The sequence below is a fragment of the Amycolatopsis umgeniensis genome (assembly GCF_014205155.1).
In the GTDB taxonomy this organism is placed as follows: Bacteria; Actinomycetota; Actinomycetes; order Mycobacteriales; family Pseudonocardiaceae; genus Amycolatopsis; species Amycolatopsis umgeniensis.
Window position 1 is genome coordinate 3,315,399 of record NZ_JACHMX010000001.1, and the last position, 26,001, is coordinate 3,341,399.

The 26,001-nt window shown below is 63.1% G+C and carries 28 protein-coding genes, 1 tRNA gene and 1 pseudogene; 15 read left to right on the forward strand and 15 right to left on the reverse strand.

Annotation, left to right across the window (positions count from 1 at the left end; genetic code table 11):
* Nucleotides 1–30: 30 nt before the first annotated feature.
* On the reverse strand, nt 31–603 hold the full coding sequence (locus tag HDA45_RS15165; RefSeq protein WP_184905674.1) for a 5-formyltetrahydrofolate cyclo-ligase: 573 nt from the start codon (nt 601–603) through the stop codon (nt 31–33).
* Nucleotides 604–821: 218 nt separating this feature from the next.
* Here HDA45_RS15165 and glp point away from each other — a divergent pair, with 218 nt between their 5' ends.
* The 5 genes from glp to HDA45_RS15190 all read left to right on the forward strand — a co-directional run bounded on the left by glp (nt 822) and on the right by HDA45_RS15190 (nt 4,241).
* Complete coding sequence (gene glp, locus HDA45_RS15170; protein ID WP_184895788.1) at nt 822–2,093, forward strand: molybdotransferase-like divisome protein Glp; 1,272 nt, start codon at nt 822–824, stop codon at nt 2,091–2,093.
* Nucleotides 2,093–2,764: a GNAT family N-acetyltransferase gene (locus HDA45_RS15175; protein WP_184895789.1), complete on the forward strand. Its 672-nt coding sequence runs from the start codon at nt 2,093–2,095 to the stop codon at nt 2,762–2,764. The genes glp and HDA45_RS15175 overlap by 1 nt, the downstream gene beginning before the upstream one ends.
* 161 nt (nt 2,765–2,925) lie before the next feature.
* The gene (sepX, locus tag HDA45_RS15180) at nt 2,926–3,732 is read left to right on the forward strand and encodes a divisome protein SepX/GlpR (RefSeq protein WP_184895790.1); all 807 of its coding nucleotides are present in this window, start codon (nt 2,926–2,928) and stop codon (nt 3,730–3,732) included.
* Nucleotides 3,733–3,802: 70 nt separating this feature from the next.
* Nucleotides 3,803–3,875: transfer RNA gene (locus HDA45_RS15185), tRNA-Ala, on the forward strand.
* A gap of 150 nt (nt 3,876–4,025) precedes the next feature.
* Nucleotides 4,026–4,241 carry a hypothetical protein gene (locus tag HDA45_RS15190; protein ID WP_184895791.1) on the forward strand — a complete coding sequence of 72 codons (216 nt, stop codon included), beginning with the start codon at nt 4,026–4,028 and terminating at the stop codon, nt 4,239–4,241.
* An 854-nt stretch (nt 4,242–5,095) separates the two neighbouring features.
* Here HDA45_RS15190 and HDA45_RS15195 read toward each other — a convergent pair.
* Together HDA45_RS15195 and HDA45_RS15200 are read right to left on the reverse strand one after the other, a co-directional pair.
* The gene (locus HDA45_RS15195; protein WP_184895792.1) at nt 5,096–5,365 is read right to left on the reverse strand and encodes a replication initiator; all 270 of its coding nucleotides are present in this window, start codon (nt 5,363–5,365) and stop codon (nt 5,096–5,098) included.
* Nucleotides 5,366–5,980: 615 nt separating this feature from the next.
* Nucleotides 5,981–6,286, reverse strand: coding sequence for a helix-turn-helix domain-containing protein (locus tag HDA45_RS15200; protein ID WP_184895793.1), 306 nt, complete (start codon nt 6,284–6,286; stop codon nt 5,981–5,983).
* A gap of 1,440 nt (nt 6,287–7,726) precedes the next feature.
* Here HDA45_RS15200 and HDA45_RS15205 point away from each other — a divergent pair.
* The gene (locus tag HDA45_RS15205; protein WP_184895794.1) at nt 7,727–8,350 is read left to right on the forward strand and encodes a hypothetical protein; all 624 of its coding nucleotides are present in this window, start codon (nt 7,727–7,729) and stop codon (nt 8,348–8,350) included.
* 16 nt (nt 8,351–8,366) lie between these two features.
* Nucleotides 8,367–9,719, forward strand: a complete 1,353-nt coding sequence (locus HDA45_RS15210; RefSeq protein WP_184895795.1) for a hypothetical protein — start codon at nt 8,367–8,369, stop codon at nt 9,717–9,719.
* A gap of 1,318 nt (nt 9,720–11,037) precedes the next feature.
* On the opposite strand, the gene HDA45_RS43240 is transcribed toward HDA45_RS15210, so the two are convergent.
* Nucleotides 11,038–11,862 carry a nucleotidyltransferase domain-containing protein gene (locus tag HDA45_RS43240; protein ID WP_184895796.1) on the reverse strand — a complete coding sequence of 275 codons (825 nt, stop codon included), beginning with the start codon at nt 11,860–11,862 and terminating at the stop codon, nt 11,038–11,040.
* Between the two features lie 111 nt (nt 11,863–11,973).
* Here HDA45_RS43240 and HDA45_RS43245 point away from each other — a divergent pair, with 111 nt between their 5' ends.
* Nucleotides 11,974–12,654: a class I SAM-dependent methyltransferase gene (locus HDA45_RS43245; RefSeq protein ID WP_378316481.1), complete on the forward strand. Its 681-nt coding sequence runs from the start codon at nt 11,974–11,976 to the stop codon at nt 12,652–12,654.
* A gap of 2 nt (nt 12,655–12,656) precedes the next feature.
* Here HDA45_RS43245 and HDA45_RS43250 read toward each other — a convergent pair whose 3' ends face one another.
* A complete protein-coding gene (locus tag HDA45_RS43250; RefSeq protein WP_221471126.1) occupies nt 12,657–13,151 on the reverse strand; it encodes a Pycsar system effector family protein in 495 nt (164 codons plus the stop codon).
* 194 nt (nt 13,152–13,345) lie between these two features.
* On the opposite strand from HDA45_RS43250, the gene HDA45_RS15225 reads away from it, so the two are divergent.
* Nucleotides 13,346–14,539, forward strand: coding sequence for a glycosyltransferase (locus HDA45_RS15225; RefSeq protein WP_184895798.1), 1,194 nt, complete (start codon nt 13,346–13,348; stop codon nt 14,537–14,539).
* Nucleotides 14,540–14,674: 135 nt separating this feature from the next.
* On the opposite strand, the gene HDA45_RS15230 is transcribed toward HDA45_RS15225, so the two are convergent.
* Nucleotides 14,675–15,310 (reverse strand): NYN domain-containing protein, encoded by a 636-nt coding sequence (locus HDA45_RS15230; RefSeq protein WP_184895799.1) that lies wholly within the window; start codon nt 15,308–15,310, stop codon nt 14,675–14,677.
* Here HDA45_RS15230 and HDA45_RS15235 point away from each other — a divergent pair.
* Both HDA45_RS15235 and HDA45_RS15240 read left to right on the forward strand, forming a co-directional pair.
* Nucleotides 15,261–16,147 (forward strand): annotated as a pseudogene (locus tag HDA45_RS15235) (serine hydrolase domain-containing protein). The gene HDA45_RS15230 and the pseudogene HDA45_RS15235 sit on opposite strands and share 50 nt — an antisense overlap.
* Nucleotides 16,144–17,145, forward strand: a complete 1,002-nt coding sequence (locus tag HDA45_RS15240; protein ID WP_184895801.1) for an alpha/beta hydrolase — start codon at nt 16,144–16,146, stop codon at nt 17,143–17,145. The pseudogene HDA45_RS15235 and the gene HDA45_RS15240 overlap by 4 nt, the downstream one beginning before the upstream one ends.
* Before the next feature lie 105 nt (nt 17,146–17,250).
* On the opposite strand, the gene HDA45_RS15245 is transcribed toward HDA45_RS15240, so the two are convergent.
* From HDA45_RS15245 to HDA45_RS15260, 4 genes are read right to left on the reverse strand one after another with little or no spacing between them, the layout of a single operon-like run.
* On the reverse strand, nt 17,251–18,492 hold the full coding sequence (locus HDA45_RS15245) for an MFS transporter (RefSeq protein ID WP_184895802.1): 1,242 nt from the start codon (nt 18,490–18,492) through the stop codon (nt 17,251–17,253).
* Nucleotides 18,489–18,836 carry a VOC family protein gene (locus HDA45_RS15250; RefSeq protein WP_184895805.1) on the reverse strand — a complete coding sequence of 116 codons (348 nt, stop codon included), beginning with the start codon at nt 18,834–18,836 and terminating at the stop codon, nt 18,489–18,491. The genes HDA45_RS15245 and HDA45_RS15250 overlap by 4 nt, the downstream gene beginning before the upstream one ends.
* Nucleotides 18,833–18,991, reverse strand: a complete 159-nt coding sequence (locus HDA45_RS15255) for a hypothetical protein (protein WP_005163639.1) — start codon at nt 18,989–18,991, stop codon at nt 18,833–18,835. The genes HDA45_RS15250 and HDA45_RS15255 overlap by 4 nt, the downstream gene beginning before the upstream one ends.
* A gap of 9 nt (nt 18,992–19,000) precedes the next feature.
* Nucleotides 19,001–20,134, reverse strand: a complete 1,134-nt coding sequence (locus tag HDA45_RS15260; RefSeq protein ID WP_184895807.1) for an MFS transporter — start codon at nt 20,132–20,134, stop codon at nt 19,001–19,003.
* 77 nt (nt 20,135–20,211) lie between these two features.
* Between HDA45_RS15260 and HDA45_RS15265 the strand changes: the two genes are divergently transcribed.
* On the forward strand, nt 20,212–20,769 hold the full coding sequence (locus HDA45_RS15265; protein WP_184895809.1) for a helix-turn-helix domain-containing protein: 558 nt from the start codon (nt 20,212–20,214) through the stop codon (nt 20,767–20,769).
* A gap of 2 nt (nt 20,770–20,771) precedes the next feature.
* On the opposite strand, the gene HDA45_RS15270 is transcribed toward HDA45_RS15265, so the two are convergent.
* The 5 genes from HDA45_RS15270 to HDA45_RS15290 all read right to left on the reverse strand — a co-directional run bounded on the left by HDA45_RS15270 (nt 20,772) and on the right by HDA45_RS15290 (nt 23,991).
* Nucleotides 20,772–21,179, reverse strand: a complete 408-nt coding sequence (locus HDA45_RS15270; protein WP_184895811.1) for a VOC family protein — start codon at nt 21,177–21,179, stop codon at nt 20,772–20,774.
* 66 nt (nt 21,180–21,245) lie between these two features.
* The gene (locus HDA45_RS15275) at nt 21,246–21,533 is read right to left on the reverse strand and encodes a DUF1905 domain-containing protein (protein WP_184895813.1); all 288 of its coding nucleotides are present in this window, start codon (nt 21,531–21,533) and stop codon (nt 21,246–21,248) included.
* 5 nt (nt 21,534–21,538) lie between these two features.
* Nucleotides 21,539–22,909 carry a pyridoxal phosphate-dependent decarboxylase family protein gene (locus HDA45_RS15280; protein WP_184895815.1) on the reverse strand — a complete coding sequence of 457 codons (1,371 nt, stop codon included), beginning with the start codon at nt 22,907–22,909 and terminating at the stop codon, nt 21,539–21,541.
* On the reverse strand, nt 22,902–23,543 hold the full coding sequence (locus HDA45_RS15285; RefSeq protein WP_343072073.1) for a class I SAM-dependent methyltransferase: 642 nt from the start codon (nt 23,541–23,543) through the stop codon (nt 22,902–22,904). The genes HDA45_RS15280 and HDA45_RS15285 overlap by 8 nt, the downstream gene beginning before the upstream one ends.
* A 58-nt stretch (nt 23,544–23,601) precedes the next feature.
* Nucleotides 23,602–23,991, reverse strand: a complete 390-nt coding sequence (locus tag HDA45_RS15290) for a hypothetical protein (protein WP_184895817.1) — start codon at nt 23,989–23,991, stop codon at nt 23,602–23,604.
* Nucleotides 23,992–24,418: 427 nt separating this feature from the next.
* On the opposite strand from HDA45_RS15290, the gene HDA45_RS15295 reads away from it, so the two are divergent.
* The 3 genes from HDA45_RS15295 to mscL all read left to right on the forward strand — a co-directional run bounded on the left by HDA45_RS15295 (nt 24,419) and on the right by mscL (nt 26,001).
* Complete coding sequence (locus HDA45_RS15295; protein ID WP_184895819.1) at nt 24,419–24,745, forward strand: FmdB family zinc ribbon protein; 327 nt, start codon at nt 24,419–24,421, stop codon at nt 24,743–24,745.
* Between the two features lie 115 nt (nt 24,746–24,860).
* A complete protein-coding gene (locus HDA45_RS15300; protein ID WP_184895821.1) occupies nt 24,861–25,502 on the forward strand; it encodes an SAF domain-containing protein in 642 nt (213 codons plus the stop codon).
* 94 nt (nt 25,503–25,596) lie between these two features.
* Complete coding sequence (gene mscL / locus HDA45_RS15305; RefSeq protein WP_184895823.1) at nt 25,597–26,001, forward strand: large-conductance mechanosensitive channel protein MscL; 405 nt, start codon at nt 25,597–25,599, stop codon at nt 25,999–26,001.

The following is a 26,001-nucleotide window of genomic DNA, read 5'->3' on the forward strand; positions in this document are numbered from 1 at the left end:
GTGCCCTTTCTGAACCACAGCGTCGGGGCGTCAGTGTATTACTGGCCGAGGGGCAGCACCCTGGTCCGGGGTCAGCACTCCGGTCATCCGAACGTCGTGCGGTTCCGCGGGCAGGGCGCGCACGAGTTCGGCGTCGCGGACGACGGCGACCAGCCCGGCGCCCGGCGCGGCGAAGGAGAGCGACCTGTCGTAGTACCCGGCGCCCCTGCCGAGGCGGACGCCTTCGTCGTCGACGGCGAGCGCGGGGATCAGCACCAGATCGGCCTCCCTCAGCGTGTCGGGACCGAGCCGGCGGCCCGTCGGTTCGAGCAGCCCGCGCAGCAGGCCCGGCCCGAGACTGGACGGACCTTCGTAGGCGGCCCACTCCAGCGGCCCCGGTTCCGGGGGGACGATCGGCAGCAGCACACGTTTGCCCTGGTCGAGAAGTTGATCAAGGAGCAGTGGCGAGCCCGGCTCAGTGCCGAAGGGGACGTAAGCGCATACGACCTCACCCGGCAGCCGCGCGGCCGCGACAGCCAGCGCCGACGCCTCCCTGGCCCGCTCTTCCGACACCAGTGAACGCCGTTCGACGGTTATCCGGGAACGCCACTCCGCCTTGCTCAGGTGTTCATTGCCGGGCTTGACCACGTGGTCAGGTTAGGCTTCACGCCTATGACAGGCGCAGCGACCACCCCGGCGGCACGGACCATGAGGAGCTTGCCCGATCGGGCGATTTCCACGGCTTCGGACCGCATCACTCCTGGTAACGGTGGTGAACTTCAGTTCACCGACGGGCCTTCATCGCGTGCCTGGTCGAACGAACGGATCGAGATCCCCCAGTCATGACGGAGCCCATCGCCGAAGCGGCCGAGACCGAAGACGCGGGACAGTTCCGTTCCGTCGAGGATCAGATCGCGCTGACCCTGGACGCCGCGGTACGCCCGCGCCCGGTCCGGGTCGCCATCTCCGAGGCCCAAGGCCTCCTGTGCGCCGAAGAAGTCGTCGCCGAACACGCGTTGCCCGGTTTCGACCAGGCCGCCGTCGACGGCTACGCGGTACGAAGCGTCGATGTCCGCACAGCGGGCCAAGAACCCGTGCAACTGCCGGTGGTCGGCGAGATCGCCGCCGGTTCACGCCAGCCGCGGCGGCTCCAGCCGGGCCAGGCCGTGCGCGTCGACACCGGCGCGCCGCTGCCCACGCTCGCCGACGCCGTCGTCCCGACCGCGTACACCGACGGACACCAGGCCAAGGTCACCGTGCACAAGTCCGTGCCGTCCGCCGGTTATGTGCGCCGGACCGGCGAGGACGTGCAGATCGGCGACGTCGCCGTACGCAAGGGCGACACCATCGGCTCGGCCCAGGTCGGCCTGCTCGCCGCGGTCGGCAGGGCGAAGGTACTGGTCTATCCGCGGCCGCGGGTTTCGATCGTGTCCGTCGGCGACGAACTGGTCGACATCGACCGCACCCCGTCGGTCGGACAGGTCTACGACGTCAACTCCTACGCGCTGTCCGCCGCCGCCCGGGACGCGGGCGCCGAGGTCAGCCGCGTCGGAATCGTCCCCGGCGATCCGAAACGGCTGCGCGAAATCGTCGAAGGCCGGCTGCTGATGTCGGAGATCGTCGTCGTCGCGGGCGGCGCCGGCGGAAGCGCGGGTGACGAGGTGCACGCGGCGCTGTCCGACCTCGGCCACATCGACATGACCCGCGTCGGGATGCACCCCGGTTCGGTGCAGGGCTTCGGCAGGCTCGGCCCCGATTCGGTGCCGACGTTCCTGATCCCCGGCAACCCGATGAGCGCGCTGGTCGTGTTCGAGGTCCTGGTCCGCCCGCTGATCCGCGCCGCGCGCGGCACCCGCAACCCGCACCGCCGGATCGTCGGCGCGCGGTTGCTCTCCCCGATCACCTCGACCAAGGGACGCAAAGGCTTCCTGCGCGGGCAACTGCTGCGCGACGAGGGCAACGGCGAGTACCTGGTGCAGCCGCTCGGCACCTCGGGCGCGCATCTGCTCGCGTCACTGGCCGAGGCGAACTGCCTGATCAACATCGACGAAGACCTCACCGAGGTCGCCGCTGGCGAGCAGGTCAAGGTGACCTTCCTGGCCCAGCGGGCGTAATGGGCGCACCGATTTCCGGCGTCGCGTATCCGATCGAGAGCAGGCATCCGGGCTGGCCCGCGAAGCTGGGGCCGCTCCGGGTGCCCGCCGGGATCCTCGACGTCCGGCCGGTCCGGCTGCGGGACGCCGGCGAGTGGAGCCGCGTCCGGCTGCGGGACCGCGAGCACCTCGAGATGTGGGAACCGACCGGCGTCGGGCCGTGGCCGGATCGCAACGCCTTCTGGTCTTGGCCGTCGCAGTGGCTGGCCCTGCGTGGCCTCGCCCGGCGCGGACAGTGCCTCCCGTTCACCATCACGGTGGACGGACACTTCGCCGGACAGATCACTGTGGGTAACGTCATCCGCGCCTCGCTCCGCTCCGCGTGGATCGGTTACTGGGTGTCATCGGACATCGTCCGCGGCGGCGTCGCGACCGGCGCCGTCGCCCTCGTCACCGACCACGTCTTCAACTTCGGCGGACTGCACCGCCTCGAAGCGACCGTCCGCCCCGAAAACACCCCCAGCCTGCGGGTTCTCGCCAAGGCGGGGTACCGGCAAGAGGGCCTTTTCGAGCGCTACCTCGATGTCGCGGGCGGCTGGCGGGACCATTTCTGCTACGCCGTCACCAAGGAAGAGACCGGCGACGGACTGGTCTCCCGGCTCGTCGCGAAGGGCCTCGCGGAGCGCGTTTGACCCCATCACGGGGCCGTTCCGGTGACCGCGTTACCACAAACTGTGAGATTCACCTAATTTGGTGATGCATTTTCCGTGATCGAAACCGGCGAGTCTGCGCGGCGTGTGTGACTGTTGTGGCTAGCGTGACTACAGCAGTGGATCGGGGGAGGTGACGGGAGATGCCCAGTTCGGTGATCATCGTCGCGCTCGCAGCGGCATGGCTCGTCGTTCTCGTGCCCATGGTCGCTCGCAAGCGCCAGCAGGTCGCGCGGACGACGGACTCGGCCTTGGCGGCGCGAGTCGTGCGGAGCGGGAGCACACGCCAAGAGGGACCGGAGGAGTTCGCCATGGCGGAGAACACGGAACCGTCGGTAGAAGACGACCTGGCCGAGCTCGAGGCGGAACTCGACGCCGACCTCGAAGACGAGCAAGAGGAAGCCGAACCGCTTCCCCAGCCCTCGCGCGGGTCCCGCACCGAAAGAGAACGTCAAGGCGCCGGCTACCGGCCGGGCCGCGGCGGCTTCGACCCCGAAGCGGCGGACATCGCCGCGCGCGCCAAGTACGCGTTCCGGCAGCGGATCGTCATCGCGCTCCTGGTGCTGGTGGTGACCACGGCGGCCGTCGCCGGTTTCCTGACCCCGACGGTCTGGTGGGCCAACGGTGTCGTCGACGCGGTTCTCATCGGTTACCTCGCGTACCTGCGCCGCCAGGTCCGCATCGAGAACGAGATCCGGCAACGCCGCCTCGCCCGCTTCAACAACACCCGTGCCCCGCGCCGGACGATCGCCGACGACGAACCTCACGAGTCCCACGTGGACGTCGAGGTCGTCGCCGCCGAACGCCCGGAAGTCGTGGAGCGCAAGCCGTCCCCGATGTCCCGCCTCCGGCGCCAAGCCGTCGTCGTCGACCTCGACGACGAGGACCCGGCCTTCCACGAGCTCGACGAGCCCGGGACCAGGCCGTTCCGCCGGGCCGCCGGAGAGTGACCCCCGCGTTCGGGGCTCCGTGAGCCACTGATAAGCTCATGGAGCCCTGAATGAGGGGCAAGTTTCACCAGGGGCTGTAGCGCAGTTGGTAGCGCGTCTCGTTCGCATCGAGAAGGTCAGGGGTTCGATTCCCCTCAGCTCCACAGCAGGTCAAAGGCCCTTCCCAGGGAATCGGGAAGGGCCTTTCGCTATTCGTACAGCAGCGCTTCATCGCAGGCTGTCGGCGAGTTTCTTGAGCGCGCGCATGTCTGGTCCGAGGAGATCTCGGCGTAGATCTCCATCGTGACCCCCGGATGCACATCGAGATCCGCCAGCAGCGAACCGCAGGAGCGGCGACCGTCATCGGCGTGCCGTGCGCGGTCGTGAATACAAGCCCGCTGTCTAGCCTCTCTTTGTCCCTTCCCCGACGTTCCAGCCGCAGCTTCCACGCGGCTGTGACGATGTCGATCAAAGACATGGTGTCGTCAGACATCGATGTCTTCGTCTGGCGATGCGGGAGCTTCTTCTGAAACCTTTGCGACTGCCAGGAGCTATCCAGCTCCGGCGTCTCGAAGTTAAGCGCCCCCGTCCGGCAGGCCTAGTACTTCGGCCTCACGCATGCCGATGATCAGGACGAGGGCATGCGCCGTGTAAGCGGGTCGTTCTCGTCTTGGCCGATTCCAGGAACTTTCGAGCCGCATCACTTGGACCACCTCTGCCGCTTCGGCATTGATTCCCCTCACACCGCTTGCCAAGTTGCCGAAGTTTTCGGGACGTTCGCCCGGTGGCCCCTCAGCGGCGAGCAGTGCCCAGTCGCACTCGGCCCTCCATGTGATCCGCGGCCCGCGCGTACAAGACGAAGCCGTTCCGGTCCGACTTGTGATCGGCATGGTCGTGCCAGACCACTTCCGGGACACCAGCACCCGCCGCCCAGGAAGCTTGGGCGTCGTACGGCGGTGAGTACGTCCGTTGCAGCGCTCGGAGACAGTCTTTCCGTTGGCTCCCTTAGGATTGATGCCATAGCACCCACAACGCGCACCGAGTCGAGCAGGGCGTCACCGGCAGTTCAGCGTGAAGACGGTCGTGGTGATCCCGCTGTGCCAAGGTGTCCGCGTCGACCACCTCACCCGTGGACTTAGTCAGGTAGTCGATGTGACGCACGGATTCCTCTGTGCCGCCTAAACCTCCTTCAAGCGCACCTGACGGCCGAACGTGACCGCACGCGCCGATTCCCCCACCGCGTCGCGGGCTTCATCGAACAACAGCAGCGGTTGCCAGGTGCCCGGGTCCAACAAACGTCCGAGAACCCATGTCCACAGCGGTTCCCCGGTCCATGTAGACGATCTCGTCATGGTTCGACCACCATACTTGGCGATAGGTGGCCTCAGTGACCATCCGGATGCCCTCGTGCGAGATGGAGCTTGGAGGGCGGTGGCAGGTGCGGAGCCTCCGGTTGGGGTTCCACGGTGGCGAAGTACTGCACGTCCCAGCCAACCACGCGCCGCAGGTTCTGCCACCACCTGTCCACCAGCGCCGAGAAGTGCACCGCGCCCCGAGCGGCCCGCCGGTAGTCGTACGTCGACGGGTTCACCGGCGAGCCGTCCGACCACACGGGGGCCGGGCTGTAGGTGTCGCAAGTGAGCGTAACGAACATCGACGGCCGGAAGCACCCCGCCTACTCCTTCCTATCGTCGCCGAGCAAACCTTGCGTCGGGCAGGTTCGGCGCGTCCTGCCGCCGCCTGGTCGGACGCTTCTCCAGGGTGTCGAGGGCAGGCGGCGACCCGTCATGCCCGATGCCCGCAGCTCCTCGTCCACCGTGCCGACCTCTTGCTACTGCGCTTTAGGAACAGAAGGCGCTTGCGGCCGTCTGGCCGCCTTCAACACAGCCTGCTTCGAGTCGCGTAGGAGCTCTCTGCCAGGGCGGATCAGAAGTCCGACTGTTACTGCGACGATCCCGAGTGCAAGGCTAGCAACGCTGACCGCCCGCTCGCTGATTTCCTTGAAGAAAAGATTGGTCACCCCGCCATCGTCAAGACGATGAACGAAACGATAAAGAGAATTACGTTGGGGTGCTGCGAGCGCGACTCCCGGCTCTGCCGTGCCTCCATAACGATCCTCGACCTTCCATGTTCCAGTGCGCCGGGACGTACGAGCGTTCTGATACGTCTGATTTCTGGAAGTCGCAAGTTCCCTCTAGTCTTGCATCGAGCGATTCTCAATTTCCATAAGGGTTTCAGCTCACTAAGGAGAGCTATTGGCAGTAGCTACCTACCCGCAACGGCGTGAGATAAACGCACCCGTCGTACTAACACCGGATGAAGCACGGCTATCTCCTTCAGGAGATTGGCCACAGCCGTTCGACGACCGCCTGCACGCTGTCCCGAGGGCCGCGGCGAGATGGTGAAGCTCGATCATATCCAGTCGCCGCTCGCCGGCCCCGCACTTACTCACAAACGACTGTGGTTCGTCGAGTCGTTCGGCGACCTGTACCTGCGTCAAGCCAGATTCGAGGCGCAGTTCCCGAAGGAGCGTGCACAACCACTGGTACTCCGCAGAGTAGATTGACCTTTCCACACGGCAAGCCAACCGCAGCCTCGTCAATATCCCAAAATAGGATACCGTCGCGTCCGGTCGAGGGAATCAGCCCTCTACCCAGCGGCCTCAGGAGGGGTTGTGGACATGAGCATTGCTCAGAGTGGTGGCGGCGGTGACGCCGGCGGCTATTCTGCCTCCCGTCTCGGACAGCGAGAACCTTGGGCGCCGTAACCGCCCAGGGCTCTCATTGCTATTCAACACGAGCACAAACCCTGCTGCATTAGAAGATGAATGAACCACTTGCTCGACCAGCCCTGCAGACCAAGCTTCGCCTCGCGGGGGCTCGCTACCGCAGTGACTGAAAGCAGGCTTCTCTTCCTCTCGCACACTGTGGCCATGACCCCAACCTTGAACCGGCTCGTCGGGTGGCCGACCAGCGAACTCGGTAGGACGTTGCTCAGCTCCGGTGTCATCGCCGTCATCTTCGAGCAATACGACCGCAAGGAAGCCGAAGACCTTGCCAACTCACACTTTCGCAGCGCCATCCGACAGGAAGCGTCAGCCATCCGCGATGCCGTCCTTGACAGCTTCGCCTTCAGCCCGGACAGACTGAAGAACATTGCCTCAGACAGCACGCGCGACAGGATCGCAGCCCACGCCATCGTGTTACGCCCGAGTAATCCAAAGCTGCCCGTGACACCTACACTGACCTGCGCGAACAGGTCATCCGCTCAATCTAGCGCTGGCGTGGCGACGACGTTCCCGTCTCCTTGCGCCCCGGCAGGTGGTTCCCGCCGCACGCAAAGGCTCCATCTTCGCCGCCACGAGTCGCTGGAAGTATCTCGTCAGGCTGGCCAGCGCGACTATGCGCTTCGCCTGCGTTGCCTACATAGCGGAGTACCCCGATCTCCGGCGCGACCCAGTCACCACCTCAGCCTGGCGCTTCGAGCCACATGGCCCCGTTGGGGCGGAGGCCAAGGAAGCCTTCGAGCTCGCGCAGCTGTCAGTCAACGGTAAGGAGTAAAAGATCCGACCCACCAGACGCCACGGAGCGCAGCTTTGGACTTGACAAGACCGCCTCAACTGACGGTGAGATCACGCTCGCGGTTACCTGGCGGGTACTAGCGCAACGCCACAGACACCTCCTGCACCTCGATCCTCCAGACCCGTCGCGCGTTGAGAGATCTGCGGATTCAGTTGCGACGCGGACGATAGAAGTCGGTTTTGATGAAAAGATCTTCCTGCAGGCGGAGATGGCGTTCGTGTGCGTATTTGGCGACGAGTGAGCAGCTCCCAGTCCATAAGTGGCAACACTGGACAAAACATGAGAATTATTCCTCTGGCCCCGCAGTCCAACTAACCTGCGTTAGTGCCGACCGATGAACACACAGAGTTACATTTCGTCTGCGCAGCCCTCCAAAGAGACCTGCGTCACAGACATGCTACGATTGAAGTAAATAACTTGAAAGGGTGCGGTTGATGAAGGAATACAATTGGAACAGTACCGATCGACAGGCGGGAGATATCCGCCTCCCGGCTGAACTCATGCCGAACCGAGTCGCGTTAACGGCTACGGCAATCGTTACTTCCAATGATTCCTCACGGGTCCTGCTCGTCGACCCGCATCCCGAAGGAACGTGGGATACCTGGATGTTCCCATACGCGTCGCTCATTCTCGACAAAAAGCAGATCGAGGACGACTCGAAGAGTGTGAGCAAGCGAAAGTTTCTTGATTTAGAACCCGGTGTCACTTTGGGCACACTAGGCGCTGCGCTTGATGAGTTAATGGAAGTCTATCGCGACGAGTATCGTCAGGCACTAGATACCAACTTGAACAATATTATGCCGGACGTGGTAGGCGACTGGAGTGGCGATCCGTTTTACGAACATTATACTCTGAAGTACTCGCGAACTTCGGAAAGCTATACTGCTTATCGTTTCAGCTACTACGCGCGAACGTCATCAACCGAACCCTCAACAGTTGACTATGTGTGGGTGCAGCCGGACACCTTGCTTTCGATAGATATCGAGAAAGACGCGATTAATGGAAAGAAGGTCGCAGAAGGCGACCCAGACGCACTGCGACACCTAATGAACATCTAAGAATCGGGTTATCGCCATGACGTACGAGATCATCGACTGTGACGACGACTTCATGCGTCTTCCGGTCGCGCCGGCTCAAGTCTGGGTTATAGCGTCGCTCGAGATGTGCGTACGGAATCGCGGTACCGACTATCTACTGCTTACATACCCCAGCTACCCACTGAACGGCGCCAGCAACCCGAATGGTCATGATGAGGGATATTGGGCAATCCCATTTGTTGCATTCCCAGTTCCAATATCTTACTCCGCCCCGACCACGGCTGGCTCGCTGCGTTCGCTAGCTGGGACGATTGGTATGCCAGTACTGAAAGAAGCTGTATCTCAGCTAGCGTATCAAATGGGATTGCAGGATACCATCTTCGACTATCGTGGGGAGTTCTTTGAGCTAAAGAACTCCCCACGTACACCTGAACTAGTCAAGGCGTATAAGGTCGTTCGTTTCGGCTTGACCAGCCTGGCCTCAGTCTCAGTTCGCAACCTCGCCGATCCGGACGTGCGCTACGGATATGCCTATCTGCCACTTTCGAACTATGAGGTAGCAACAAAAGTTAAGCATAGTCCTGCACATCACCGAACGGAGAGATGGTATCTCGGTAAACCTCTAATGAGTGATATCGACTATATTCTGAGCGATCAGGGGCGCCGTCGTTCGATAGCGACGACAAGTATCGACATTGATGATCAAGTATTCTTCCGCCGGGAGACCGGTTTACTACTGGCAGCAGACCTGAGCGGCTACGGAGCCGCCTTGAGGTATGTGCATGAAAATATGCGCTCATTTCGCGAAGACCCAACAGCGATCCAAGACAGCTTCCGACGGGCAGTCTCGGAGTCATTCGAACGCATGCTGACTCGATTGGGAGCAACACAGGTTCAATTGGCTGGGGACGGTTTTGTGGCCGCGCTACCTAAACGCGTAACACAAGATCTTCAGCACGCAGTAGTCGAAGTGTTGTCCGAATGGCGTCTTGTGGTCGACGATGTAGCTAGCCTCAACGCAGCCATAAGAGACCCAAAGTTTCAAGTTGGGTCTCGGATTGCCTTGCATCTGGGTGATTACTCATACGGCAGAGTCGGAGGGGCTGGCAGCTTTTCGGCGGCCTTCGACGGAGCAGCTATCATCGAAGTCGTAAGGCTGGAACAAGGACTCGGCGCAGCGATGAAGCGACCGAAAGATGGTCTCGAAACGGTCGAACCCTTGCCTCAGAAGGGCAATTGCGTCGCTATAAGCCAGGATCTCGAACAATCACTGGAGTGCTGCTCGGAATTAGAGGACTCAAGCTTCACACTGCTAGGCCATTACCGGTTGGAGTCGAAGGAGTCGACAGCAACGGCACTGGTGGGAGAGTTGAATTCTGATGAGAGTTGATATTTCAAATCTGCGCCACCTGGAGAGGGAAATTGCATGTGCACTTATGCAGACCAGCGCGGCAGCTTCTCGCCTATCAGCTGACTACTTGCAGCAACTTGCCTCCTTGATGGGGCAGAACATGATTCAGCAAGGCCCTGGTAAGCGTCTGCAGCGAGCTAGGATACATGATAACGGGTTTTTAAAACTGCTGGCTGTAAATGGTGACGAGTGGGAAGATGACTCGTTAAATGGGTATAGACTGGTCTTGCATATCTGGGATACATCGATCGACGCAGCATCGGTCGAGAACGTTCACAACCATCGATGGCCGTTCTGGAGCACCTCCGTGTGTGGAAGACTTGGCTGGGAGCACTATACAGTTTCGTCAGAGAGTGGTCCCGACCCAACGCATTGGAGATTCCGCTACGCCAGTCCCGGTAGCGCCGACTCGTACAGCATGATTTCCGTTGGGCCTGCTGTTCTGGCGCGAAGTTTCAAAGCAGCCGTCGAGCGAGGAACATCGATCGCGATGGAGTGCCATGAACTCCATAGAGTTCAGCGATTGGGTTCGTCGCCAGCAGCAACGATTGTTCTTCAAGGCCGACCGATACGGGAAGAAACGGACGTTTTCGCAAATTACGACGGTATCGATGAGAGGGAGGAACCGCTAAAGAAGATTGCAGTGAAGCTCCAAACGTGTTCTCCCGCGGAGACTGCGACGCTACTGGATAGTATCATTCATTCAACTCCATAACTTGCATATTCTATTTGTCAGATTCGGCACTAAGAAAGCGTCGGACGGCAATCTCGAGCGCACGTCCGTAACCAACGGGCCTGAATCTGGCCAGATCAAGGTTGCGGAACATCTGATCAGGCGTACGAGGCGCGATACTTACTGACATTTCCGACAATGAACAGAGATCCCCGGCAGGCGCCGGAATCGTTTCGGAAGTGACTACCAGACCAAGAGCATTCGTTAGCCCGAGACGTTGAGCCGCCACCATGCGATGGACGCCGTCGACTAAGTTGAAGTAGCTGTCCTGACGCTCCACGACAGGCGGGACGAGAATTTTAACTAGTGGAGACGTTGCTGATCTAGCAGAAATATATGGGGCAAGTCCCTGCTTGAAGAACTGCATAAGAAGCTTCTGGGCCGCATCGAGTCGATAGCGGCGAGCACAGTGCACGAGAGAGCGAACGCTGGCAATTTCGACGGGTTCAACCTGAACGTTACAATCTGCATAAGACGACGGCCACATCTCCCGAAGACTTTGCCTAACAGCCGTACAGATCCGTTGACTGTCTTCCGCGCGCAGCAACATGACCATAGTCCTGGTCAATCTCCCAACGAGTCAATTGCAGTGCGGATGCTCGTAGCGATCACGGTGTCCGTGATGTCGAGTCGGGAATGGTACGTGAGCATTTGCGTCGATCGATCGAACCATTCGCTGGCGGCGCGCAGGCAAGCGAGTATGGAGTCGCTACCGTATGCCGGCGCCATAAAGTTAAGATCTTCAGCGCTTCGCCGGCCAACTTCATGCTCTAAACGTGTTAGAGGTGAGCGCGTCAGCCCAGGCATGAAGCATCCTTGTTGCATCCTTAAGATGGTCAACATGGGGACACGCATTTCAGCAACATATCTGAGAGCGCGCCAAAGTTCCTCGCGTCGCAGGCTGCGCGCAGCAAAAAGCATCCTTATCCAGAAGTATCTATATGCTTCGACGTAATCGTCCAAAGGGTCACATTGAATGTCTGTCGATTTGCGAATCAACTCGGTTAGATAGCCACTTCGATCTAACAGTACACGGTGGGAAGTGGACCAGGCTGGTGACGGCGATACGGTAAGGTAATTGTTGAAATTTAGTTGACACACTGTGAGATCAAAGAATACGACGGTACACGAATAGCCAAAGTTTGCTACGCACACCGGCCCTCGCCTAATCGCGTACGCACCGAGGCGCGCAATGAAGATAGCAAGTCGATTAGTTGCGTAGCTATGTAGATCTGATACTGCTACAAGCACGAAGAGGTCAATGTCCGAGTACTTATCGGCCTCTCCGCGACCCAGTGAGCCACCTATTGAGATAGCGTCGATTTCGCTGAAATCGTCTTCTCTTGCGATAGCAAGGACGGTGTCCAGCAAGTCATCGACTCTGGTCATACGAAGAAATATACGCTGCGCACGGCGTTGAGACAAGGGATAACCGGGCGAGATAGTACATATAGACTAATCGTATTGACCAGTTGGTCAATATCTCTTATAGTCGATAATATGCATGGAGGTCAGCCTTGGGAAGACCGAGCACATAGTTGGATAGATTGGGTTCGCGCTGAAAGACGCAGTGGATTTACGAGTCAAACTTGGCCAGCACTGGAAGCTATCTTGCCCAGCCATGTCGCCGGACGCGTTCTTGATCTTGGCTGCGGTGAGGGCCGATCGGCGCGCGAGTTGACTTGGAGCAGTTATGACGTTGTGGGAGTTGAGAGTTCGTCCACACTCGCAACGGCCGCACGTTTTCACGAGGTACCTACCAGAGTTCTTCTTGGTGATGCAACAAGCCTCCCGTTTGCGGATAGCTGCTTCAGCCTGGTGGTAGCGTGTATGTCACTACAAGATATTGTTGACTTGCCGACAGCTTTGTCGGAGGTAGGCCGCGTCTTAGAAGCGGGCGGGTCTCTTTGTCTAAGTATTCGTCACCCGTCTTTTACCGCAATTGGGGGGTCCTGGGAACGCGAACGTCCGCGCCGCCAAGTGCAAGAGTACTTGAAAGAACGTACGTATGAAGAGCATATGTCGAACGGGCCACAAGAGATGAGGTTCGAAAGTTTTCATCGCCCACTAGCGGCATATGTTGGTGCAATCACCGCAGCTGGTCTGGCTGTAACGTGCCTGAATGAGATAGGTGACGGGGTTCTCCCACAGCTACTTGTCGCTCGAGCAATAAAGTTATGATGTTAGAAGCCCTTCAAGATTCCGACTATTGAAGCAGTTAAAAGAGCAGATGTAAATAGCCAAGTCGCGCTTGCTACAAGGCGCAGCTTTCTTCGAGCAATGCGACTGGATTCCCAAATTTGATCACAGAGGGCTTCGCTCATTTCGTCCGTGTCGCTAGTTAGCCGATCGAACTTTAGCTTGAACTCCGTACCATTCGTGTTTTCGGTAGCGATATGAGCGAAGTAGAGGGGTGAGCCAGAGCTTTGCGTTCGCAGTCGCGGTGCAAACACTCGTATGGAGATAACCATAGAGGTTCCTGTTAGCGCAAGGCTGACAGCACTTAGGCCAGTCTGCCAAGGCGACAGTGCCCAGTTAGACGCCTTCGGGAGGATGTGGACGATGATCCCCCCGAGTACACCGCTAGCGCCGAGCAGGGCCCCAGCCTTGGTGTCTGCCACCTTGATCCAGTCATACACGTGCTGGAGGAGCTTCCAGGCGTCATCGGACGTCATCATACCCTTAGCATCCCACAGATGGCGGGTCGACAGTAGGTGACGAATATAGGCCTGTCCGGACGATCTTTGCGATGCGTGATCAACATGTTCACATCACCTATTGATACTAATCACGCTCGCCTTGAGGGTGCATACACTCTGCGTGTCACGGCATGGTTGCGTTAGCTGCCTTAACCGGCATAGGCAGATCGGGTATGGAGGAGATTTTGACTACGCAAGTTATAGCGCTTGGCCCAGGCGGTTTTGCTGGCGCTGGTCGCATAATGTGCAACGGATTGCTGTCGATTGCGCGCCACGGGATTCCGTGCATGTTCATCGGCCCTAAAACCCCATTCTCCTTGCGCCACAAAAAGGAGTTGCCGATCCAATTTAGATGGCGTTCCATTCCGGTGACTTCTGGCGCCATCGGCGAAGGCGCGGCGATTGGTCATTCGATGGTACTTTTCCCTATCGAGCTGGCCGATGAAGTGGTAAAGAATGCAAAGGCGGCGGCGGAGACCGCGCAACGTGTCGTGGTGTGGGCTCACTACTTGTTTCCGTACGGGATCGCGGCTCAGATGGCCAAAAGTATCCTCACGTCTGCCGGTATCGAGATAGAGTTATGGCTGAATCCGGCGGGTTCTGATATCTGGGAAGTTGGGCGCCAATTCGAAGATGTCACGATCAGTTTACTGAACGATCCAATGGTCGATCGGATCGTGACATATTCGGACCAGTTCGCTGCTGAAATAGCCGATATTTACAAGGTTGAAAGGTCTATTGACGTAGTAAAACCCTCCGTAGAGGACGAGTACTATGCGCTCTCTACCATCGATCGTGCTGCCGCACGTAGACGGTTAGGCTTTCCTGAGAAGGAATTTATTATTTCATGTCACAGTAACATGCGGCCAGTGAAGGCGCCCCAAGACGTAGTCATGGTGGCACGTCGTGCTGCTTCGCAGCTACTTGAAAGACCTTCGTCGCTACTGCTTGCGGGTCCAGTACGTGACGTCGAGTCGTCTTGTGACGGCATGAGTATTCGGCGCCTCGGTGTCGTTAGGCAAATGTGGGAGCTATTACAGATCGTGGATGTGGAACTCAACCTTAGCCGCCACGACTCTTTCAATCTAAGCTTGGCAGAGGCGATGGCCTGCGGTGTCCCTGTTGTTACGACAGATATCGTGGGCATTTCGGACGATGTGGTTGACGCGCGCGCGGGTGTCGCGGTGCCGTTGGAACGTCGCATTGTAAATGATCCGCGGGCGACCTACGATGCCGCCGTGCGAGGTATCGTGACTTTCGGCAGCTTGGAGTCTGTTCGACTCGCCGCCGGAATGGCTGGCGCGCAATATTCCAAGAAACAGTTTAGCAATCAAGCATACTGGAAGCGCATAAGCGTGCTCTTGTAGGTAAATGACTTTGTTAAGATGTGTATAATTCAATTTCCAGGTCGGTGTAGGCCAGCTGCTTCTCTCGGGCTTTCCAGCCGGGGCGCGTTCAGCCATGAGATGTACCTGAGCTCCGTCGGATAGATTGTGAATCGCCTAGGCGAGCGGGCCGCGGATGCGCATGCAGGTGACAGCGTCCTTGTCGACGAGGTCATCGAAGTCGTACGTCCCCATGGAGAACATCTGCCGCGGGACCAGCCGCTGGGTTTTCGTGTCCGGGTGCTCCGGCATGATCAGTCGAACGCGCAAGTTGCCAGGCCCTCCGCCGGCCTGCACTGTTACCGCATGCATGCGCCTGCCAAGGAACTCCTTGAAGCTTCGCCCGCCGTACTTCCGCCCATCGAACAACGGATCGAGGTGTAGCATCTTGTGCTTGAGCCATACCCCTGGGCGCAGCATTGCCATCCCTGTGGTTGAGGCCTGTACCTGTAACCGCTCACCGTCCTGGATATCGAAGCTCGCTCTGCCTGCTGGCTGGGCGCTACGCTCGACCGCGGCTACCAGCGTGCCCCAGCATTTGTACTCCGAACACACCGACACTAATCGTGGACTGGCCGATGCCTCTGTTCCGACGACCACAACGTACTTGCAGAACTCACGCAGCCGCTGTACGAGCGGCGAGTAGTCACTATCGCCGGCGACCAGCAGGTGCGGCTCGGCGAGCACCTCCGCGCAGCGGCCCATCACGGCGGCCGACCACTTCCGCCTCGCCAGCCAGACCCAGACGTTCACCGCGGTCATGGTGCTCCGGCTGTTCGACGAGAGTGCCGTCGATCTCGACGCTCCGATCGAGAGGTATCTGCCCTGCGTCGTCACCGGAACTTCGACGGCAACGTCATCACCGTGCGCCAGTTGCTCAACCACACCGCGGGATTCGCCCACGACCCCGCCGGCGCGAAGACCAAGCCCGACGGCACCTACGACCTGGCCGCGCTCGTGCACGCCGCGATGGACGACAAACCGCTGTCCGCCCGGAACGGCGTACCACTACTCCAATATCGGCTACCTCGTCCTCGGCCTGCTGATCGAGAAACTCACGGGCCGGTACGTCGGCGACGCGATCACCGAGCGGATCGTCAAACCGCTCGGGCTCACCGAAACCTCGTTCCCGCGCCGGGAAAGCGCACGCTCACGAACCCGTATCTGCCCGGCTACGTGGGTTTCCGGGTCGGCGACGGCTTCTTCTGGTGGGAGGCGACGACTTCGAAGGAACTGTCGTTCTGGAGTTCATCGGCCGCGATGGAATCCACGCTGGCGGATCTCGCGAAGTTCAACCGCGCGCTCGTTGCGGGCGAGGTCGTCTCGCCGAAGGCACTCGCCGAGATGCGCACCGTCGTGCCTTGGACACCGGGCTCGCCCACCGGTTACGGGCTCGGCCAGTTCAACCTCCAGCTGTCCTGCGGCGGCATGGCCTGGGGGCACGACGGCCTACTGCCGACTGGGCACACGTCGCTCACCATGGCCACCGACGACGGCCGGTTCGCGTCGGTCGTGACCAACACGAACATCCTCCCGACCGAACCGGGCATCCTCGACGTCGCCAACGCCGCCCTGTGTGAGGGGAAATGACGCGGGTTCTGGCGTCCGCACTCGTCCTGGTCGGCGTGCTGGCGTGGACCGGCTCCGCCTCGGCGGCGAACTCGGCCGCACCGCCGGTTTTCACCGACGGCCAAGGGCTGACCGTCGTCAAGCAGTCGTCCTGGGTGGACGATGGTGGACGCACGTTCGAACTGGTCGTGCGAACCGCCGAAGTCCCGCGATACTCGACGCTCGAAGAGCAGGTCTCCGGCGAGCACGTGATCATGGTGACGCTGCCGGAGGGTTACCCGTCTTCCGGTGACACCCGCTATCCGGTGCAGTACCACCTGCATGGCCACCTTGATCTCCCGGACACGAGCCTGAACCAGCAGATGTTCGAAGAGTCCACGGCGGGCGGCGTCCCGCTGATCTCCGTCGCGGTCAACGGATCCGGCCGCGGCTGGTACACGAACTGGGTCGCCCCGCCCGCCGGGCTCGGCCCGCAGAACTGGCAAAACTTCCATCTGGACCAGGCGATCCCGTTCATCGACGCGAATCTGCGCACCATCGCGACGCGGGAAGGCAGGGTGATCTCCGGGCATTCGATGGGCGGCTTCGGCGCGTTCCACTACGCCGAGACCAGGCCGGACTTGTTCGGCTACGTCGGCAGTTTTTCCGGCGGGCTCGACTTGGCGAACCAGTTGCAGAGGATTGCGGTGGCAGGCAGTACACAACTGCCGGGCAGTGGCACTCCGACGGTTCCGGTGGAGGCGATCTTCGGGCCGCCCGTGTGGCCGTTGGACACGGCGTGGAACGAGGCGAGTCCCGCGCAACACGTGGAGTCGCTGCGTGGCATGGGGGTGGCGATGTACACCGGTGACGGCGGCAACCTGCTGGACAACCCCGTCCAAGCCGCGATCGAGAACGTCGCGCGCGAGACCAATCGCGTCACACACGGCAATCTCGTCGCGGCCGGGATCGCTCACACGTTCATCGGTTACGGCGACGGCGGAAAGTGGGCGGAAGGCTGTCGCGGCAAGCACACATAAGCCGCTTGCCTCAAAGCCGACATGAAGCATTTCGTCACGCTTCTCATGGACGTGCTCGACCAACCCTAGCGAGTGGCGCACCATTTCGCGGTCCGGCAAGGATGTTCACCTGGATCTTCTCGCGGCGATCGCGGCAGCGGCCAGAGCCATAGCGAACAACGAATACGAAGCGAACAAGCCGGTGACAGACGTGCTCAAGGCGCCGCCGACGGCGCGGCCCAGCAGCTGCCCGACGCATTCGGCGGTGATGACGGCGGTCGCCAGTTCGGCGGCGGTGAAGCCGCTTGAATCCGCGGTCGTGGCTCTGATGTACAGGCCGGGATAAGCGAGTCCGACGCCGATTCCGGCGACGGTCCAGGCGACGAGAGCCAGGGTGAACGACCCGCCGAGAGCGAGGACGGCGGTGCCGAGAGCGGTGAGACTCAAGCCCACGAAGGGAAAGAGCGCCGAGGTGAACCTGGTGGCCACCAGGCTGGTCACCGCCCAGCCCAGCGGCGCGGCGCTCAGGACGATCGCGGCCTGCCCGAGGCTCACCCCGAATCCGGTCGTCAGAAGCACGGTGATCAGGCTGTCCGCACCGAAGTAGCCGATCGCGAACAACACCATCGCGCCCAGCGCGGCGGGGGTTCCGGGGCGCAGGCGTGCGGTGCCCGCGGGCAGGATCGCGATCATCCCGACGACGGTGATCGCCGCTCCGGCGAGCGCGAGCGGCCAGAAACCCATACTGAACACGACACACGTCGCCCCGAGCGGAATCGACAGTGTCTTCAGAAGCGGGCGCGGCGGGTCATCGGGGGACGGGTCGCCGCGGGTGGCGCGCACGACCAGCAACCGTCCGAAAAGGACGAACGGCACCGGCAGCAGCAGTGTCCAGCGCCAGCCCACGAGATGTTCGAGGCCGAGGGTCGCGGCGGGGCCGACCAGCGCGGGAACGATCCACATCGCCGAGGACGCGGCGACGACGCGGATCCGCAGGCTGTCGTCGAGATGCCGGATCGCCGAGCTGATCCCGAAAACCGCCAGGAGACCACTCGCGAGCCCGGCGGTGAACTGGCCGAGGGCGAACATCCACGCCGACCTGGACACCGCGGCCAGGAGAAGGCCGCCGAGATAGGCGGTCATCCCGGCGGCCAGTGTGCCTCGCGGGCCCAGGCGGGCGAGGACCCGGCTCGCCAAGGGAAGCGCGACGAACAGGCCCAGCGTCGAGCCGGCGATCAGGAGTCCGAGACTGTCCTTCGCGTCGAGATCAGCGGCGACGACGGGCAGCAGGGTGGAGGCGACGAAGCCGGTCACGGCGGCCGCGAACTCGAGCGCGACGATGCCGACCGCCAGCCGGACCCCTGTCACGTGTAGAGATCTCGCTCGTACAGGTTGAGCTGCACCCACACGCCGTCGGGATCCTGGACACGCATCGAGTACCCGAAGCCTTCGTCCATCGGCGGCCCCGGCTCGAATCCGGCCGCCCGCAGACGTTCCGCGACGTCTTCCAGCGGTTCGACGGCTTCGAAAGCCAGCTCGCAGCGGCCCGCGTCCTCGCCGGACGACTGATGGATGGCCAGCGTTCCGCCGTCGGCGGGCAGTTCGACCCAGCCACCGGGCCGCGACACCGGCCCGACCCGCAGGCCGAGTGCCTCGTAGAACCGCGTCATGGCCTCGACGTCCGAGGTGTAGCGGATCGGCATGACCTTCATCGTTCGCGTTCCTCACTGGTCCGCAGGTAGTCCTCCAGCACCCGTTCGACGAACGACGAGAGCGACTCGTCGGCGTCGACGGACGCGTGCTTCACCCGCTTGATGAGGTCGGGCGGCAGGTAGACGTTGAATTGCCGTTTCTCGACCTGAGCCATGCTCGCATGCTAGCAAATGAGCACAAGTGGCACCGTGACCAGCGCCAGGACCGCGCCGATCCAAGGGATGGTGGTCAGCGAGGCGCCGAGGTTCAGCGCACCGGCAGCGAAGGCCGGGGTGAGGCTGATGCCCAGCTGGAAGGCCGAGACCGTGGTGGCGCCGGCGAGCGTCGGAGCGGAACCGGCGAGGGCGAACACCCGCCCGTAGAGCGCCGGGTTGAGCACGAAGGCGGCGACTCCCAGCAGGAACACCACGGGCACGACAACCCAGACCGACGTGGCGAAGACGGCTAGTAGCGCCGAGAAGACCGCGATGCCGAGGACACCGCCGAGAAGCGCGTGGCGCGGCCGCTTGTCGGAGATCCGGCCGCCGACCGACAATCCCGCGAAGGCGCCGATGCCGAACAGCGCCAGGACGGCGGGGATCCAGACCGCGGGAAGGACGTCCTCCAGCATCGCCGCCAGGTAGTTGAAGGAGACCATGTACGAGGCGGTGCTCAGGATCGTGACGGCGTAGACGCCCCACAGGCGCCAGGAGCGCATCGCGCGCAGTTCGCCCGAAAGGTTCGGGACGGCGGACGCGGTGGCGGGAAGGCCCACGGCGCAGGCGACTGTGCCCAGGACGGTGAGCGCCACGACGCCCCAGAAGCCACCGGTCCAGTCGGTGAGGTTGCTGAGCAGGGTGCCCGCCGGTCCCCCGGCCACCATGGCGACGCTGAGCCCCGCGACGACGACGCCCGAGGCGCGGGCGTTGCGGTCGGGGGTCACCAGGCTGATCGCGGTCACGGCGGCGACCGCGAAGAAGCCCGCGTAGGCGAGACCGGCGACGAACCTGGTGACCAGCAGGACGAGGTAGTCGTCGGCGAGCAGGCCCGCCGCGATCGACGCGGCGAAGACGAGTTGCGTGGTCATCAGCGCCGTACGCCGTGGCCACTTCAAGCTGAGCACGGCGAACGGCGGGCCGCCCAGGACGACGCCGAGAGCGAACGCGGTGATGAGCGCTCCCGCGGACGACAGGGAGACACCGAGGTCGGCGGCGGCCGAGGGCAGGACCCCGGCCATCAGGAACTCGGCGCTCCCCATCGCGAACAGGCTGAAAGCGAGGAGGTAGACCCCGGTGGGGAGCCGTCTGGTTTCGATCATGGCGCCAGCATCGGCAGCGTCTGGCTGTTTCGGCAAAGAACTTTGCCGGAATCGGGACGAGCTGCTGTGCTCGTGGCATGGAGAGCCAACCAGCGGTCACCGCGGCGATCGAGCTGATCGCGCCCCGGCTGCGCCGCGCACGGGAGAAGAAGGGCACGACGCTGGTGGAATTGAGCCGCGCCACCGGCATCTCCACCAGCACCCTGTCCCGCCTCGAATCCGGTCAGCGCAAGCCGAGCCTCGAGCTGCTCCTGCCGGTCATCGCCGCGCTGGGCCTGCGCGTCGACGAGATCGTCGACTCACCGAGGGTGCTCGAAGTGCCCCAGGACGGCCGGGTCCTCATCCCGCTCACCCGGCACCAAGGGGAGCCCCGCGCCTACAAGATGACGATCCCGGCAGGCGACGACGAGCCCCGGCCGCGGACGCACACCGGGCGCGAATGGCTCTACGTGCTGCGGGGCAGGCTCCGGCTCGTGCTCGGCGATCAAGACGTCGTCCTGGAGCCCGGCGAGGCGGCCGAGTTCGACTGCCGGACGCCGCATTGGTTCGGCGCCACCGGCCGCGGGCGGGTAGAGGTGCTTAGCCTCTTCGGCAAACAGGGTGAGCGGATCCATGTCCGCGCCCGCACCCGGTGACGTCAGACGCGCTGCTGGATACGGATCAGGTTCCCGGAGGGGTCGCGGACGGCGCCGTCGCGCAGGCCGTACGGCTGGTCTGTCGGCTCCTGGATGACCTCGGCGCCCGCTTCCGCGAGGTGCTTGAAGAGGCCGTCGAGATCGTCGGAGGACAACAGGATGCCCGCGTACGTGCCCTTGGCCATCATCTCGCCGATGACGCGGCGTTCGTCATCGGTGATACCGGGGTCGACGGCAGGCGGGTGCAGCACGATCGAGACGGGCTGCCCCGGCGGGCCGACGGTGAGCCAGCGCATGCCGTCGTAGCCGACGTCGTTGCGCACCTCGAAGCCGAGGATGTCGCGGTAGAACGCCAATGCGGCTTCGGGGTCGGTCTGCGGGAGGAAGCTTCCGTGAATGCTGATGTCCATGGCGATCACGCTAGGTGAGGCCGGTATGCGGCGCTTCTCGATTCCTGATCGGTCGGCGATTCCCGGCTAGGAGATCCGCTTGGTCAGATGCACGGTGACCTGGTCTCCGATCTCCTTCCGGATCACCTTCCGGAACGGTTTGCGCAGCGGCATCATGTGGACGCCGCCGCCGATCGGCAGCATGCTCACCTCGTAGTCGTGGCCGTCCACGGTGCCGCTGACCTTGACGGCCTTGCCGGTGCCGAAGAACTCCGCGGAGTCCGGCATGTTCACACACGGCCAGCCGCTGTTGGAGTCGGGAATGACCTCGGCCGTGAAGGTCACGTCGATTTCCTGCGGTGTCTTGTCAGGCATACTTTTCAGTTCTTCCTTGTCGTGGTTTCCCGAGCCGCCTGAATCGCGGCGACGGCGCGGTCGACGTCGGCTTCGGTCGTACTCCAGCCGGATACGGAGATGCGCATCAGACGTCGGCCGCGCCAGGTGGTCGCGCCCATCCAGCACTCGCCGGAGCGCTGGACGGCCTCGACCATCTTGTCCGTGTCTTCGCCGAAGCCGACGAGAACCTGGTTCAGCACGACGTCATTGACGACCGTGACACCCTCGATCTTCGCGAGTTGCCCGGCGAACCTGCGCGCCAGCGCACAACAACGCTCGACCAGGTCGGCGACCCCCGAGCGACCCAGTTCGCTGAGTGCCGCCCACGTGGCGAACCCGCGCGCCCGGCGGGACGACTCCGGTACGAAGTCGCTCGGCGCTCTCACGCCGCCATCGCCCTGGCCGGTCAGGTACGCGGCCGTGAGCGACATCGCGGCGGCGTGGGACTCGGGATGGGCGCAGAAGGCGTAACCGCTGTCGTAAGGGACATTGAGCCACTTGTGCCCGTCGACCGCCCAGGAGTCGACAGTCTCCACCCCGGCGGTCAGGTGCTCGAGGGTGGGAGTGGCGGCCGCCCAGAGCCCGAACGCGCCGTCGACATGGACCCACGCGCCGCGCTCGTGGGCGATCGCCGTCGCGGCGGCGAAGTCGTCGAAGGCGCCGGTGTTCACGTTTCCGGCCTGGAGGCAAACGATTGCGGGACCGTCGAGGACCCGCTCGAGGTCGGCGATGTCGATGGCGCCTTGGCTGTCCGTGCGCACCGGCCTGACGGCGTCGGTCCCCAGGCCGAGGAGGCGCAGGGAGCGGTCGATCGTCGCGTGGCGTTCCTCGCCGGCCACCACCGTGAGCGGCGGCGCCCCGTGCAGTCCGCGCCGCTCGACGTCCCATCCGGTCCGTGCCAGTACGTGATGACGAGCGGCGGCCAGGCAGACCGTGTTGGCGCCCTGTCCACCGGTCACGAATCCGAAAGAGGCGCCGGACGGCAGACCGAGGACGTCCTTGAGCCACTCACCCGCCACCTCCTCGACGATCGCGGCGGCCGGCGAGGTGACCTGGTTGAACGCACCCTGATCCCAACCGGTGGTCAGCATGTCGGCGGCCGTCGCGGCTTCGAGCGCGCCACCGGTCACGAATCCGAAGTACCTCGGCCCGGTGGTCGCCACCAGCGCGGGCTCGACGGCGTCGGCGAGCCGCCGGATCACGTCGGCGGGCGGGGTGGGCTTTTCGGGAAGCTCGCCGAGCTTTCCCCGGACGCCCGACGTGTCGTCCGGGAAGACCGGAGCGTCGGCCACACTTTCGCGGTAGTCGGCCACGCGGGCGGCGACCTCGGACAGGAGATCTCGCAGCTCACTCATCCGGCGGCTCTCTTTCGATCGTCGCGAACCAGGCAGGAGCGCCGTCCTCGTCGTGGAACCTGGTCCGGACGCGCTCCTTCTCGATGGTCTTCACGCGCCATCCTTCACCGAAGGGCTTTGTCAGCGCCTCACGTTTTACGGGATGGGGCCCGGCGTTCTCGCCTTCGCTGAAACACAGGATGTACAGCGTCCCCTTGGTGACCGCTTCGAGGCTCTTGACGTAGGCCAGGCGCTCGTCGGCGTCGAAGGCGTGGAAGAGGCCGCAGTCGAGCACCGTGTCGAACCTGCGCTGGAGCCGCTCCAGGTGAAGCGCGTCCGCGGTCGCGAACTCGGCATCGAGCCCACGTTCCGTCGCCTTCCGGCGTGCGGTTCGGAGCGCCGTCTCGGCGACGTCGACGCCCAGCACCTGGAGTCCCCGTGACGCTAGGTGAAGCGCGTTCTCGCCGGACCCGCAGCCCGCGTCGAGCACCTTGCCGGTGAACCGGGGCGCCGCCCGGACGATGGCGGGCTGGGGTCCGCCGAAGTCCCACGGGGCGGGTCCCTCGTGGTAGGAGGCGTCCCAGGACTGACCCGTCATGCGCTCGTGGCTGGTCGGGGTTCTGCCGTCGAACGGGTCTTCGGTTCGCTCCGGCACGGTGGCCTCCGTTCCGCTTCGAGTCCGCCCATCCGACCGGCATCAGCGCGACCGGGCCCTACTTTCTGGCGGAGCCGCCGATCAGCTGACTCACACGCTGGGGCGTCAAACCCAGTACCGCGGCGATCTCCCGTCCGGACAAACCGGATGTTCCAAGTTTCTTCGCTACTTCACGCTGCTTCGCCGCGGCCTCGCGTTGTCTACGCTCCGCGTCCCGCACGTCGGCGCGAGCCGACCTGACTTGCTCTGCCAGCTTGGCATCGAGCTGGGGTACGACGTCCACCTCGAACGAGTTTTCGTCTTCGAGGTCGAGGGCGAACGCGATGTACTCGCGAGCGACGGCCTCCGCCTTGGACAACGTGTTCGCCTGCGTGACACCGACGCCCTCGACATGCAGTTCCCACCCGCGCTTCCAGCGCTTGGCCAAGACGACGTAGGTGTCGGTCATTGCAGCCACCCCTTCCGTAGACACGTGAGCTTCTTGATGACGTCGTCCACGACTCCGGGCGAGACGTTCTTGTGGTTTGGGCACGATCGCTTGATGTCCCCCACAAGGGCAAGCCCACTTCTCATGACTCCCGCGAGTCGATTTGTGAGCACAGTCCGCGTCGAGAAGTGCCCGCCGCACATCTCGGTACTTCATCGCCTTCGCCACGCAGAATAATCTAGCCCCCCTTGATTGGCAACATCTAGGGGGACTGGATCCCGGAGAGCCGGATCGCTCCGGACCCGGCGCGGTGCATACGCGGTACAAGTGGTGTGACCAGGCCGTCGTGTGACCTTGGGAAACCTTGTTTGACCTGCGTCAGAATGCCCCGGTACCGTGTTGTGTTAGCACTCTTGTCGGCTGAGTGCCAATGCACGAAGGAGCTGCAGTGCCCACCTACCAATACGCCTGCAAGGAATGCGACCACGCTTTCGAGGCCGTGCAGTCGTTCTCCGACGCGAGCTTGACCGTGTGCCCGCAGTGCTCGGGCCCGCTTCGCAAGGTCTTCAGCTCTGTCGGAGTGGTCTTCAAGGGCAGCGGGTTCTACCGCAACGATTCGCGCGACTCGAAGGCCAACACGACCTCGACCTCGACCTCGGCCAAGACCGAGTCCAAGTCGGAGACCAAGACCGAGTCGAAGTCCGAGACCAAGAGCGAGTCGAGCTCGACATCCTCCTCCACGGGTACGACGAAAACGGCCGCCGCCGCTTCCTGACGTCCCGAGTTGTCCACAGGCCCCCGGTTGTCCACAGCCGGGGGTTTTCGTTCTTCCCGGGCACCGCGCCGGCCCCTAGCGTCGAGATCATCACCGATCGACGAGGGGGAATCCCGTGTTCCACGATCTACCTGTCCTGCGAAGACTCCACGGCAGGCCGGCGCGGTTGCTCCGCCGCTGGCTCGCCCTGTCCCTGCTGCTCGGCGGCCTGGTCACGCTCTTCTTACCCGCGTCCGCCCGAGGCGCGCCCGGCACCGCGACCGTGGTCTCCGCCCGTGATCTCCCTGCCGGAACGCTGCTGCGCGCCGGGGATCTCGAGCTCGCCGACCTCCCGGACGACGTCCGCCCCGACGGTGCCACGGGCCTGCCCTCGGCGGTCGAGGGGCGGATGCTCGTCGGGGCGGCGCGGGCGGGTGAGCCGCTGACCGACGTCCGCCTGGTGGACACGGCCATCCCCGGAACGGGTGATCCAGAGAGTTCAACTGTCCCGGTGAGGCTCGCGGACGCGGGTGTCGCGGAGCTGCTCAGGCCGGGCCGGCGGGTCGACGTGGTCGCGGCCGCCGAGGCCGGGCGAGAGGCGTCTGTGCTGGCCAGCATGGCCGTCGTGGCGGCCGTCGGCACGCAGGGCACCGGTGATCCGCGAGCCTCCGGCGCCGGGAGCAAGGGACCTTTGGTGCTGCTCTCCCTGCCCTCCGAGATCGCGACACGGGTGGCGGCCACCTCGCTGGAACGGTCCATAACGGTTACCCTCCGCTAGCTCGCGCCTGCCCCGGTGGCGGCGGGCGCCTGCGTCCCCCCGGTACGGAAAAAGGGACGGTCGGCGAACCGTCCCAGGTGAAGAGGAGAGCGTCTTGCTCAAGGGTTTCAAGGACTTCCTGATGCGCGGGAACGTCGTCGACCTCGCTGTCGCGGTGGTCATCGGTGCCGCGTTCACATCGATCGTCACGGCGTTCACGACCGGCCTGATCAAGCCGCTGATCAACACCATCGGCGGTTCTGACGCGGCCAAGGGGCTGGGGTTCAACATCCTCAGCGCGAACGACGCCACGTTCCTCGACTTCGGCGGCGTGATCAACGCGGCGATCAACTTCGTGCTGGTCGCCGGTGTCGTCTACTTCGTGATCGTGCTGCCGGTCAAGCACGTCCAGGAGCGGCGTAAGCGCGGCGAAGAGGCGGGCCCGGCGGAGCCGACCGACGTCGAGTTGCTCACCGAAATCCGCGACCTGCTGCGCGCGCAGCAGAACCGCCAGGGCTGA